Genomic DNA, 11,879 nt, shown 5'->3' with positions numbered 1-11,879 from the left:
GGGCGCGCCCCCGCCTCCCGGGATGCCTCCGGGCGCACCGCCCCCACCGCCGGGCTGGCCGGGTGCGGGCGGGCCCACCCGCCGGCCGGACTTCGCGGCACCACGCGCCCTCCACCCCGCATCGATCGTGCTCGGCATCCCGCTCCGCCAACTGATCCGCGGCCTGATCCTCCCGGCGCTGATCGGCGCTGGTGCCGGCCCTGGCCTCCGCTTCGTGTTCGTGGTCATCGGTCTCCTGCTGGTGATGACGTTGGTCGGGCGCGTGCTGGCCTGGCAACGGTTCCGGTTCAGCTTCGACGGCGAGGTGCTCCGCGTCGACGAGGGTGTGCTGTCACGCAACCACCGGGCGCTCGACGTGGCCCGCATCCAGCAGGTCGAGGTCGACCGGTCCCTGGCCGCTCGCGTCCTCGGGTTGGCCACGTTGCGGGTGGAGACCGCCGGTGGCAGTGGCGAACCCGAGGTCGAGCTGCGCGTCATCCCGGAGGCCGACGCCGACGCGCTGCGGACCGCTGTCCGCGTCAGCAAGGCAGCGCTCCGGGGCGAGGCGGCGCGCACGGGCGACGGCGAGGGCGACGGCGGGGAGCCGGACACGGGACCGGCCGATGCTGCGACGGCCGGCGCCGATCGCGAGGTGCTCCGCGTCCACCTCACCCGCATCGTCCTCGGTTCGGTCACGGGGAGCCGGCTGCTGGTCCTGCCCGCCGTGCTCGCGGCCTCGCTGCAGTTCGTCGGTGACGCGACGGAACTCGGGGGCGGGACACTGGATCCCGAGACGCTGGTCCGCCGCCTGGTCGCCCTCGGGGTCGTGGCCATCGTGGCGCTGCTGATCCCCGCCTCGTTCGTGGTGGCGAGCGCGGCCGGTGTCCTGCGGGACTACGGCTGGACGATGCGCCGGATCGACGACGACCTGCACGTCTCCCGTGGGCTGCTGTCGACCCGCCAGTCGGTCGTGCCGCTGGCCCGCGTCCAGCTGGTCGAGGTGCAGCGCAACTGGATCCGCCGTGCCCTCGGGTTCGCGGTGATCCGCGTCCACTCGGCCGGCGGGGGCGGCGGCGACAGCCGGGTGACCATCCCGCTGGTGCGCAGCGACGAGGTCGACCACCTCGTCAGCGAACTGCTGCCGGGGGTCGGCGGTGTGCCGGCCCTGTGGGGCCATCCGCAGGGCGCCCGACGTCGTGCCGTCTTCCGCTGGATCCGTGCGTCGGCCATCCCGACGGCCGCCCTGCTGCTGATCCCCGGCCTGTCCGAGCCGCTGCGCCTGCTGGGCGCGGTCCTGCCGTTCGTCGCGGCGGTCCTCGGCCTGGTGGAGTTCAGCCAGCTCGCCCACGGCCGGACCGATCGGGTCCTGGCCAGCCGGAGCGGCGCGCTGTCGGTCACCACCGGCCTCGCACCGCTGGTCAAGGTGCAGGGCGTCACGCAGCGCGCCAGCTGGTTCCAGCGCCGCCTCGGGCTGGCCACGCTGACCGCCCACGTCGCCGGACCCGGCGGCGACCTCACCGTGCTCGACCTCGGTGCGATGCGTGCGGCCGAGCTACGCCGCGGCCTCGTGATCGCGGCAGCCGACCCGATCGTGCCGAAGGAGCTGGCCGACGCCCCCGAGGCGGGGATGGTCGTCGCTCCCGAGCCGTGAGCGACGAGGGTCAGGCGGTGGCGAGGCCCGCGGCCCGCAGCGAGACGCGGAAGTCGTGCGGGTTGGTCGCCGCCGCGAGCGCGTCGCGCAGGGAGATGTCGCCCGCGGAGAACAGCTCCAGCAGGTGCTGGTCGAAGGTCTGCATGCCGTAGTAGCCCCCTTCGGCGATGGCGTCCTCGATCATCGGCAGCTGGGCCGGGTCGACGACGAACTCGAAGATGCGCGAGGTCATCACCAGCGTCTCGACCACGGCAACGCGGCCGTCGCCGGTGGCCCGAGGGACCAGCCGCTGACACACGATGCCCTTGAGCGAGTTGGCCAGCGAGATGCGGGCCTGGTTCTGCTGCTCCTTGGGGTACATGTCCACGATGCGGTTGACGGTCTCGCGCGCGTCGGTGGTGTGCAGCGTGGAGATGACGAAGTGGCCGGTCTCGGCCGCCTGGAGCGCGGCCGTCACCGTCTCGAGGTCGCGCATCTCACCGATGAAGATGACGTCGGGGTCCTGGCGCGACACGGCCTTCAGACCGCTGGCGAAGTCCTCGGTGTCGACGCCGACCTCGCGCTGGTCGATGATCGCGTTGTCGTCGCGGTGGGTGACCTCGATCGGGTCCTCGAGGGTGACGATGTGGCAGCGACGGGTCGCGTTGATGTGGCTGATCATGGCGGCGGTCGTGGTGGTCTTGCCCGACCCGGTCGGGCCGGTGACGAGGACCAGGCCACGGTGCTCCTCGGCGAGCTTGCGGACCGCTGCGGGCATCCCGAGCGAGGCGAAGGTTTGGCTCCCCGGCAGCACGCGACGACAGACCATGCCGATCGAGCCGCGCTGACGGAAGGCGTTGATGCGGAAGCGGCCGACCCCGGTGAGCGCGTAGGCGAAGTCGGCCTCGCGCCCGTCGACGAAGAAGCGCTCGGTGGACCGCTCGTCCATCAGGTGCTCGGCGAAGCGCTCGGTGTCGGCGGGCGACAGCGGCGGCAGGGTGGTGACAGGCTTGAGGTCACCATCGACGCGGACGTAGGCCGGACCGCCCGCCTTGACGTGCAGGTCGGATCCACCCACCTCGACGAGGTGCTGGAGGTAGTGGTCGATCGACTCCACGCTGTGCTCCGGGTTCGGGACGTCACCGCCGAGTGACGCGGTGCCCCCGGAGCATCGACCTCGACCAGCCTCGGCTTGAGCCGTCCTCTACCTTCCGGCCCCGGACGCCGAGGAGGGACGTGGTGCGGGTACTGGTGCAACGGGTGTCGTCGGCGTCGGTGACGTCCACCGTGGAGGGCGGGCAACCGGAGGAGACCGGCCGGATCGGCCCGGGGATCGTCGCGCTGGTCGGTGTCACCCACGACGACGACGAGGCGGGCGCGACGAAGCTGGCCGAGAAGCTCTGGCAGCTGCGGATCTTCCCCGACGAGGCTGGTGCGATGAACCGGTCGTGCGCGGACATCGGCGGTGGCGTCCTCGTGGTGAGCCAGTTCACGCTGTACGGCGACACCCGCAAGGGACGGCGCCCGTCGTTCATCACGGCGGCACGACCCGAGGACGCCGAACCGCTCGTGGATCACCTCGTCGCACACCTGCGGGGGCTCGGCGCCGAGGTGGCGACCGGTCGGTTCCGCACCCACATGGACGTCGCACTCGTGAACGACGGTCCGGTCACGATCCTGCTCGAGGTGTGACCGGCGGCCGCAGCCGTCGTGCGCTCCCGCTGTGCCCGGCCGCGCGCCCGTCGCGCGGCAGGAGACGGTGGGTACGCTCGGGGCCATGCCCAGGTACCCGACGCGCCGCGCGACCTCCGCGGGTGGGGTCGTCTGTGACGACCGCGACGACGGTCGACGTTGGGTCCTGCTCATCGCCCGACGCAACGCCGCCGGCAAGCCCCAGTGGACCCTCCCGAAGGGCGGGATCGAGGAGGGCGAGACCGACCAGCAGGCGGCGCTGCGCGAGGTCCGTGAGGAGACCGGCCACGGGGCAGTGATCGGCGACCTGCTCGGCACCATCGACTACTGGTTCGTGTGGCGCCCGGACGAGGTCCGGTACCACAAGTTCGTCCACTACTTCCTGATGTGGTGGGACGGCGAGCCAGCGGGTCCACGCGACGACGAGGCCGAGCACGTCGAGTGGGTCCCGGTCGACGTCGCCGTCGTGCGGCTGGCCCACCGCAACGAGCGCAAGCTGGTCGAGCAGGCCGCACAGCTGCCTGCGCCGGACGGGACGCCCGCCCCGGTCGTGCTGCCTGCGGACGTCCGGGCGGAGCGGTGACACGGTGCCGTTCGGCCCCCGGACGGGGGCGCGGGCGACGCGGCGCGGCCCTGGTGCTCGCGTTCGCGGCGCTGGCCGTGGCTGGGCCCGGCGGTGCACAGGCCCAGCAGGACCCGGGCACGGTGTCGCTGACGGTCTCGGGCCTGACCGGCGTGCTCGGTCCGGGGTCCCAGCACCCGCCACCGGCCCAGTCGGGGGACGACGTCCGTGAGCTGCCCGAGCCACCGACCGAGCTGGCGATCCGGGCGCTGATCTCGCACACCGGTGGCGACCCGCTCGACGAGCTGCGCCTCGTGGTCGAGGTGCACCCGGCCGCGCAGACCCGCGCTGAGCTGCGGGCTGCGCTCGATGGGGAGGCCGGCCCGACGACCTTCCCGTCGGTGCACGGGGTCGACGTCCGCGCTGACGAGGATCTCCGCGCTGGGCAGATCACCGGGGTCGAGCTGCGCATCCCCGCCGACGACCTGGCGTGGTCCGATCCCGGCGGGGTCCACCCGGTCCGGATCACCGTCCAGCGCGGCACGGAGGTGCTGGCCGAGGCGACGACCGCCGTGGTCTGGCTCGCGGAGCTCCCGGAGGAACCGCTGGCGACGGTCGCCCTCTGGCCGATCGACTCACCGCCGTGGCGGGGTCCCGGCCCCGCCTACCCCGAGGACGTGGACGCCGCCCTGCGCCCGGGCGGCCGGCTCGACTCGCTCGTGCGGGCCCTGGAGCATGCGCCGCGCGCCCGGGTCGTCGTCGCACCGTCGGCCCACCTGCTCGAGGACCTGCGCGACCGGGCCGACGGGTTCGTGCGGACCGAACGGCTCGACGGTGGCGCGCTCGAGTCCCGCGCCGTGGAACCCGAATCCAGCCCCGCACGGCGGGCGAACGACGTGCTGCAACGGGTGCGTGCGTTGGTGGGTGCGCTCCCCCACAGTCCGGTGGTCCGCCCGTACGCCGACGCCGATCTGACCGCGCTGGTCGACGACCCCGCGGTCCGTGACCTGGCTGGCGAGCTGGCCACCACCGGTCGCCGTCGCCTGCAGCGGTTGGTCGAGCGTGCGCCCGACTCGGCCACCTACCTGCTCCCGGGCAGCACGTCCGAAGTGGTGCTCGACCTCGTCCCTGCCGAGATCGCGCTGGTGCCGTACGAGGCGGTCGAAGGCCCCAACCCGGTCGCCGACCCGACGTTGCCGCCGACGGTCCGCGAGGTGCGTTCGGCCTCGGGGCGTCCGTTCACCCTCCTGGTCGGCGACCCCTACATCAGCGACCTGCTCGACGGCACTCCGGGGGCGGGACCGACCCTGACGAGCCAGCGCGTGCTGGCCGAGACCGCGATGGCCTACTTCGAGGATCCTGATCGCGCCGAACGGGCCCTGTCGATCCACCCGCCCGAGGGGTGGTCGCCCAGCACGGAGCTGGCAGGTCGGCTGCTGGACGGCCTCGGCAGCGCGACCTGGCTCGAGCTCGACCAACCCTCGGTGGTCGCCGGGAGCACGACGAACCCGGGCCGTGCCACCATCGCCGCGCCGTCGACACCGACCCTCAGCGCCGAACAGACCGCACGTCTGGCCGCCACCCTGCAGGACCTCGACGCCGCCGCCGCCGCACGGACCGACGATCCCCTGCTCGACGGGCGTGATCCCTCCGAGCTGCGCGACCAGCTCCTGCGTTCCACCTCGCGCTGGTTCCCGGCGGGCTCGGGGGAGGCGGACGCCCTGGTCACCGACGTGCGGGGGGCGGTGGAGACCACCCTGGCCGACGTCCGCATCGCCAGCGGCTCGCTCGTCACGCTGACCTCGGACACGGGGACCATCCCCGTGACCCTCCAGCGGGGCGCCGGGGGCCCCCTGGCCGTGCAGGTCGAGGTCGCCTCGCAGGGGCGTCTGGCGTGGCCCGAGGGGCGGCGCTCGGAGGTCCTGCTGCTCGAGGAGGGCACCACCCAGACGGTGTCGTTCCAGACGCGGGCGCTGTCGACCGGGACGTTCTCGGTCTCGGTCCGGGTGACCGACCCGTCGGGGCGGCTCGAGCTCGATCGCACCACCCTGTCGGTGCGGTCCACCTCCATCTCGGGACCCGCGATCTCGATCATCGTGGGGTCCGTGGTGGTCCTGCTGCTCGTCGGCGTCATCCGGCGACGCCCCCGCCGCCGGCGCCTGGAGCTGGTGCGCTGATCGGCCCAGTGCGTACACTGTCCGTTCGGCCAGTGGAACTGGTCCGGTCGGGAGGGTGCCTCGTGGTCGAACCTGCGCTCGGAGATGGGGCGGCGGCGCCCGAGGTACGCGGCGCGCACACCCGAGGTCGCGACGAGGCCGGCGGGGCGATGGGGTCCTGGATCACGCAGGTCCTGGTGGTCCTCGCCGTCCTCGGGCTGCTCGGCTACGAGGCCATCTCGGTGGGTCTGACCTCGATCGCGGTCGACGACGCCTCGCGTCAAGTCGCGCGCATCGCCCGCGACGCCTACCGTTCGTCGGACGGCTCGCTCGACCAGGCGGCCGAACGGGCCGCCGAGGCCGCCGACGTGCACGACGCCGACGTCACCGACGTCGCGATCGACGGAGAGGACCTGACGGTGACGCTGACGCGCCGCGCGCCGACCGTCCTGCTCCACCGCTTCGGACCGACGGAGGCTCTCACCGTCCGCAACGCGACGGGGCGGGCCCCCCTGGGCGCGATCTGACGTGTCGGACGATCCCCGGCCCGCCGACACCGACGACCCCCGAACCGCGACGGGGGCGTCGGCGAGCACCGAGGTGCCGTTCGACCAGCAGGAGACGCCCGTCCCGGGGTTCGCCTTCGAGCGGAGCGACGCCACCCCGGAGGGCAACGAACCGACGCTGGTCGGTGACGGCGAGCCCCTGACCGGCCCGCCGGCTCCGCCCACCGCCGGCGACTCGGCCGGCGACGTGCCGTGGCCCGGACGTGCCCGACTCGGGGACCGCTACCAACTCGAGGAGCGCATCGCGTCCGGCGGCGCTGCGGTCGTGTGGCGTGCGTTCGACGAGACGCTGGCCCGGACCGTGGCCATCAAGCTGCTGCACCCGCACCACGCGACCGACGAGGTCGTGGTCGAACGTTTCGAGCGCGAGTCGGTGTCAGCCGCGCAGCTCAACCACCCCAACGCCGTCCGCATCTACGACACCGGCCGTGAGGACCAGCTCGTCTACCTCGTGATGGAGCACGTCGACGGCCCGTCGCTGCGTCAGGTGCTCCAGCAACGGCCGCGGCTGGACACCACCGTCGTCGCCGCCCTCGGGGAGCAGGTCGCCGCCGCCCTCGGCGAGGCCCACGCGCACGGCCTCGTCCACCGCGACGTGAAGCCGGCCAACATCCTCATCGCGTCGGACGGCACCGTGAAGGTGACCGACTTCGGGATCGCCAAGGCCCTCGACTCCGAAGCGACCCTCACCACCCCCGGCACGGTGGTGGGCACGGCCGCGTACGTGGCCCCCGAGCAGCTCGAGGAAGGTCAGGTCGACGCACGTGCCGACGTCTACGCCCTCGGGGTCGTCCTGTACGAGTGCCTGACGGGACGGCCGGCGTTCGTCGGCGACACGCCGACGGCGACGGCGGCCATGCGTCTCACGCACGAGCTGCTCCCCCCGCGGCAGCTGCGTGCGGACGTGCCGCGCCTGCTCGACGACGTGATCGTCCGCTCCACCCGCAACGACCGGACCGCCCGCTACAGCGACGGTTCGGTGATGTCGGCGGCGCTGGCGGCGCAGGTGCCGGTCAAGCCCTCCGAGCTGACGGTGGGACTGGTCGCCGACGCGCGCGAGGCCTCCGAGCTCGACGCGCTCCCGCCGGAGCCCGAACGCGCCCGCACGGGCCCCATCCCGGTCACCCGCCGCGAGTACGCGCGGCGCCTCGCGGCGGCCTTCGTCGGGGGGCTGGTCCTCACGCTGATCGCGGTGGCGGCCACCCAGAACCTGCGCGCCGATGAGGGGGCCACCGCCAACCAGGGCACCCCCCTCGCCGTGCAGGACGTCAGCTTGTGGGATCCGACCGGCCGCAACGACGACAACCCCGACGAGGTCGGTCTGGCCGCCGACGGGGACCCGACGACGGCCTGGCGGTCCGCCGACTACTCGGGCGACTTCATCGGGACGAGCGACGGCATCGGGCTCGTGTTCGACCTCGGGACCGAGCAGGAGGTCCGCGAGGTCGTGCTCAACGCCAACCGGGGCGGGCTCGACGTGTCGCTGTTCCGCAGCGACTCGTACGTCGACCCCGGCTTCGGCAACCTCGGTCCGTGGGGCGATCCGCTCGCCAGCGGCGCCGACGTGCGCGCCAACCACACCTTCCAGCTGTCACCCACCACCGGGCGCTACTGGATGCTGTGGATCACCGGGTTGTCCACCGCCGGGGGCGAGACGTTCAACGCGGAGGTGGCCGAGGTCACCTTCCTGGGGCCGTGACGCGGTGACGAGCGTGACGGACGCGGGGGGCGCGCTGGCGGGACGGTCCGACGAGCAGGTGCTCGCCGTCTACGCCGACGCTGCGCAGACGCGGGCTCGACGCGAGGCGGCCTTCTCCGAGCTGGTCGATCGCTTCCAGCGACGCGTGTTCGCCGTCTGCCGGCGGACCCTCGGCGGCGACGCGTCCGCGGCCGAGGACGCCACCCAGGAGGTCTTCCTCCGTCTGGCCCGCTCAGCCGGCACCTTCCGCGGCGATGCCAAGCTGTCGACGTGGCTGTACAGCGTGGCCCGCAACGTGGCGACCGACCGGGTCCGGCACGAGGCGCGTCGCCCGGCGACCCCCGTGGGCGACGTCAGCGACGCGGCGACCGTGGGCCGTCCGCACGTGGCGCTCGCCGCGGACCACCACGCCGAGGTCGAGACGGCCGGCGACCTGCGGGTCGCCCTCGCCCAGCTCGACGAGATCTCCCGCACCCTGCTGCTCCTCGTGGCGGTCGAGGGCCTGTCCTACGCCGAAGCGGCGGCCGCCGCCGACCTCGCCGTCGGGACCGTCAAGTCGCGGGTCAGCCGCGCGCGGGTCCGTCTCGGTGAGCTGCTCGCCGGCGAGGTGTCGCCCGAGACCCGGCCGGCCGCAGCGGTCGACGGCGCCGGTCAGGACAGCCCCCCGGTCGACCAGGGCCGCTCCCCCCGAGGTCCGCCGGGCGGGTGAGCGCCCCGCGTCCGGCCGGTACACCTCGGTGCGGACGCAACCGAACCCCCGTCCGTGACGTCCCACCGCCGTACCCCCCGATGGCCCCTTCACCATCGGCCACAGCACCGGAGTCCCCGTGGAGCCCGCCGAGCGCCTCGCCGCCTTCCTGGCCGGTGAGCTGTCCGCGGACGAGCACCAGGCCGTCGAGGCCGAGCTCGCCCGCGACGCTGCGCTGCGCGCCGAGCTCGCTGCGATCCGCCGCGCGGACGAGGCGCTGGCCGCCGAGGCACCGACCGCCCTGCCCGAGGGGGCGCGCGAACGGCTGATCGCGACGCTGTCCGCGACGTTCGACGCCGAGCTCGGCCCCGCCGCCACGGGAACGGCCGCGACCACCGGCACCGACGAGCTCGCGACGCGACGCCGGGCCGCCGCCGCCCGCCGATCGTGGATGGTGGGGCTCGGCGGGGTGGCCGCCGCGATCGCCGCGATCGCCGTCATCGGCCCGACCCTCGGTGGTCTCGGCGCCGGCGACGACGCGGCGACGATGGCTGGGCCCGAGTCAGCCGGGGACGCCGCGTTCGACGAGGCCGACGACGCGGCGCCGGCGCCGTTCGCCGCGCCCGTCGGCCCGACACTCCGCGGTGGCGACCGCGCGCTCGACGAGGACGGCGCCGCCGCGCTGCTCGCGGCCGGCGAACTCGAGGCCCTCGTCGACCAGGACCTGTCGGTCGAGGACGCCGCGGCGCTCGGCGACTCCTGGGCCCAGGCGTTCGGCGCGGGCACGCTCTACAGCGCCAGTCCGCTCGAGCTGGACGGCGAGGAGCTCTCCGAGCTGAGCGCTGCCGACGACGGCGAGGACGCGGCCGTCGCGGAGAGCGAGGACGAGGACCTCGACCAACGGCTGCACGCGACCACCCGGAGCGGCGGCCCGTTGGGCCGCGAGTCCGCCGCAGCCGACCTGCAGCTCCTCGACGACGTGTCCGAGGACGACCGCGAGGACGTCGGCCGCTGCCTCGACACGTTGCTCGCCGGCGGCGGGGTCATCGTCCCGGTGCTGGCCGAGCTGGTCACCTTCCAGGGCGAGCCCGCGATCGCGTTCGTCCTGGCGACCGTGGCCCCCGACGACACGGTGACCCGCCGCGAGGTCTGGGTGCTGGCCCGCGAGAGCTGCGAGGTCCGCTACCTGCGGCAGGGCTGAACCGGCGCGGCCCACCTGCGCCGGCCACGGCCGTCAGCGCCGGCGGACGGCGATCCACCCGCCGTACATCGCGGCCGGGTAGGCGAGGAACAGGATCCCCGGTTCGGCGGTCGCCGACCCGGACGCCACCATGCCGACCGCCGCCGTGAAGCCGGCGAAGGTCATCGCTGTGGCGCGCACGAACGGGGTCGCCTCCTCCTCGGCGGCCCAGAAGACCGCCCGGGCCACGCCCCAGCCGATGGCACCGGAGCTGAGCAGGAAGAGCGTCCCCTGGCTGAGCACCGGGCCGAGCAGCATCCCGCCGACCACCGCTGCCGCCAGCCCGACGAGGCCCGCCCGGGCCGCGAGGGTGGGCGACAGCCGCTCCCCGGCCGGTCGGCTGCCGCCGCCACCGGCGAGCGCGCCGCCGAACACCTTCGGCTTCGCGTCCCGGTCCGGGATGGAGGTACCGCGCGCGCTCGCGCAGTCGGGGCACTGGTACCCGACCACGGCCTCGACCCAGCACGCCGGACAGATCGGCGTCTCGCACGCCGAACAGCGCAGGTAGGTCTCGGTGTCCGGGTGACGTCGGCAGGAGAGGGCGTCCATCTGGAGAAGGGTACGTGGCCTGGGCGACGACGACCCGCCCGCCTCGGAATGCTCGGCGTGCGACCGCCGTTACCCTCCCCGCCACCCGCGGACACTCGCTCCGCCCCGCTCGAGCTCCCGAGGACACCACCAGTGGACGTCACCGACCGCGTGCAGGACGTCGTCATCATCGGTTCCGGCCCCGCCGGGCTGACCGCGGCCGTCTACGCCGCGCGCGGCAACCTCGAGCCGCTCCTGATCGAGGGCGTGGTCGACGGTGGGCCGACCGGTGGTCAGCTCACCCTGACCACCGACGTCGAGAACTACCCCGGCTTCCCCGACGGCATCACCGGGCCCGAGCTGATCCTCGGCATGCGTGCCCAGGCCGAACGGTTCGGGACCCACTTCATCACCGAGGACGTGACCTCGGTCGACCTGTCGGGGCCCCTCAAGACCCTGACGACCGCGTCCGGGAAGACGGTCACGGCCCGGTCGCTGATCATCGCCACCGGGGCCAAGCCGCGCCGCCTCGAGGTCCCGGGCGAGGCCGAGCTGTGGGGGTCGGGCGTGTCCGCCTGTGCCACCTGCGACGGGTTCTTCTTCAAGGACAAGCACGTGGTGATCGTCGGTGGTGGTGACACCGCCATGGAGGAGGCGATCTTCCTGACCAAGTTCGCCGCGAAGGTGTCGGTCATCCACCGTCGCGACGAGCTGCGGGCCTCCAAGATCATGCAGGAACGGGCCTTCAAGAACGACAAGATCGAGTTCGTCTGGAACGCGACGGTCGCCGAGGTCCACGGCGCCGATGGCGCGGTGTCGTCGCTGACCCTGCAGGACACCGTCTCGGGTGAGACCCGCGACTTCCCCGCCGAGGGGCTCTTCCTGGCCATCGGCCACATCCCGAACACCTGGCTGTTCGAAGGGGTACTGGACACCGACGACGAGGGGTACCTGCTCGTCGAACAGCCCTCGACGCGCACGAACGCGCCCGGGGTGTTCGCCTGCGGCGACGTCATGGACCACGAGTACCGTCAGGCGGTCACGGCGGCGGGTACCGGCTGCCGCGCCGCCATCGACGCGGAGCGTTGGTTGGCCGAGAACACCTCCGTCGCACCCGACGACCCGCGCTGAGGCTCCTG

General features: G+C 73.8%; 11 protein-coding genes. 9 read left to right on the top strand and 2 right to left on the bottom strand.

Annotated features, from left to right (window positions below; all coding sequences use genetic code 11):
• Nucleotides 1-22: 22 nt before the first annotated feature.
• Nucleotides 23-1,630, top strand: a complete 1,608-nt coding sequence (locus NITAL_RS04625) for a PH domain-containing protein (RefSeq protein ID WP_083441222.1) — start codon at nucleotides 23-25, stop codon at nucleotides 1,628-1,630.
• Nucleotides 1,631-1,640: 10 nt separating this feature from the next.
• Here NITAL_RS04625 and NITAL_RS04620 read toward each other — a convergent pair whose 3' ends face one another.
• Nucleotides 1,641-2,726, bottom strand: a complete 1,086-nt coding sequence (locus NITAL_RS04620) for a type IV pilus twitching motility protein PilT (RefSeq protein WP_052664985.1) — start codon at nucleotides 2,724-2,726, stop codon at nucleotides 1,641-1,643.
• Nucleotides 2,727-2,848: 122 nt separating this feature from the next.
• On the opposite strand from NITAL_RS04620, the gene dtd reads away from it, so the two are divergent.
• The 7 genes from dtd (at nucleotide 2,849) to NITAL_RS04585 (ending at nucleotide 10,173) form a co-directional block, all read left to right on the top strand.
• On the top strand, nucleotides 2,849-3,301 hold the full coding sequence (gene dtd, locus NITAL_RS04615; protein ID WP_052664984.1) for a D-aminoacyl-tRNA deacylase: 453 nt from the start codon (nucleotides 2,849-2,851) through the stop codon (nucleotides 3,299-3,301).
• Between the two features lie 85 nt (nucleotides 3,302-3,386).
• Complete coding sequence (locus NITAL_RS04610) at nucleotides 3,387-3,884, top strand: NUDIX hydrolase (protein WP_083442088.1); 498 nt, start codon at nucleotides 3,387-3,389, stop codon at nucleotides 3,882-3,884.
• Between the two features lie 53 nt (nucleotides 3,885-3,937).
• A complete protein-coding gene (locus NITAL_RS04605) occupies nucleotides 3,938-6,040 on the top strand; it encodes a DUF6049 family protein (RefSeq protein WP_052664983.1) in 2,103 nt (700 codons plus the stop codon).
• Nucleotides 6,041-6,102: 62 nt separating this feature from the next.
• The gene (locus tag NITAL_RS04600) at nucleotides 6,103-6,546 is read left to right on the top strand and encodes a hypothetical protein (protein WP_052664982.1); all 444 of its coding nucleotides are present in this window, start codon (nucleotides 6,103-6,105) and stop codon (nucleotides 6,544-6,546) included.
• A gap of 1 nt (nucleotide 6,547) precedes the next feature.
• Complete coding sequence (locus NITAL_RS04595) at nucleotides 6,548-8,284, top strand: protein kinase domain-containing protein (protein ID WP_052664981.1); 1,737 nt, start codon at nucleotides 6,548-6,550, stop codon at nucleotides 8,282-8,284.
• A 13-nt stretch (nucleotides 8,285-8,297) separates the two neighbouring features.
• Nucleotides 8,298-8,993: an RNA polymerase sigma factor gene (locus NITAL_RS27790; protein WP_169786722.1), complete on the top strand. Its 696-nt coding sequence runs from the start codon at nucleotides 8,298-8,300 to the stop codon at nucleotides 8,991-8,993.
• Between the two features lie 118 nt (nucleotides 8,994-9,111).
• Nucleotides 9,112-10,173 (top strand): anti-sigma factor family protein, encoded by a 1,062-nt coding sequence (locus NITAL_RS04585; protein WP_052664979.1) that lies wholly within the window; start codon nucleotides 9,112-9,114, stop codon nucleotides 10,171-10,173.
• Nucleotides 10,174-10,206: 33 nt separating this feature from the next.
• On the opposite strand, the gene NITAL_RS04580 is transcribed toward NITAL_RS04585, so the two are convergent.
• The gene (locus NITAL_RS04580) at nucleotides 10,207-10,761 is read right to left on the bottom strand and encodes a B-box zinc finger protein (protein ID WP_052664978.1); all 555 of its coding nucleotides are present in this window, start codon (nucleotides 10,759-10,761) and stop codon (nucleotides 10,207-10,209) included.
• Between the two features lie 132 nt (nucleotides 10,762-10,893).
• Here NITAL_RS04580 and trxB point away from each other — a divergent pair, with 132 nt between their 5' ends.
• The gene (gene trxB, locus NITAL_RS04575; RefSeq protein ID WP_052664977.1) at nucleotides 10,894-11,871 is read left to right on the top strand and encodes a thioredoxin-disulfide reductase; all 978 of its coding nucleotides are present in this window, start codon (nucleotides 10,894-10,896) and stop codon (nucleotides 11,869-11,871) included.
• The last annotated feature ends 8 nt before the right edge of the window (nucleotides 11,872-11,879 follow it).

The organism is Nitriliruptor alkaliphilus DSM 45188 (genome assembly GCF_000969705.1).
Taxonomy (GTDB): Bacteria; Actinomycetota; Nitriliruptoria; order Nitriliruptorales; family Nitriliruptoraceae; genus Nitriliruptor; species Nitriliruptor alkaliphilus.
Note: the sequence above shows the minus strand (reverse complement) of the source record. Positions and strands in the feature narration are given on the sequence as shown.

What these genes read in the sequence shown, in the direction of transcription:
- NITAL_RS04625 (WP_083441222.1), top strand. Translation starts at nt 23, where the DNA reads ATGCCTCCGGGCGCACCGCCCCCACCGCCGGGCTGGCCGGGTGCGGGC.
- NITAL_RS04610 (WP_083442088.1), top strand. Translation starts at nt 3,387, where the DNA reads ATGCCCAGGTACCCGACGCGCCGCGCGACCTCCGCGGGTGGGGTCGTC.
- NITAL_RS04580 (WP_052664978.1), bottom strand. Translation starts at nt 10,761, where the DNA reads ATGGACGCCCTCTCCTGCCGACGTCACCCGGACACCGAGACCTACCTG.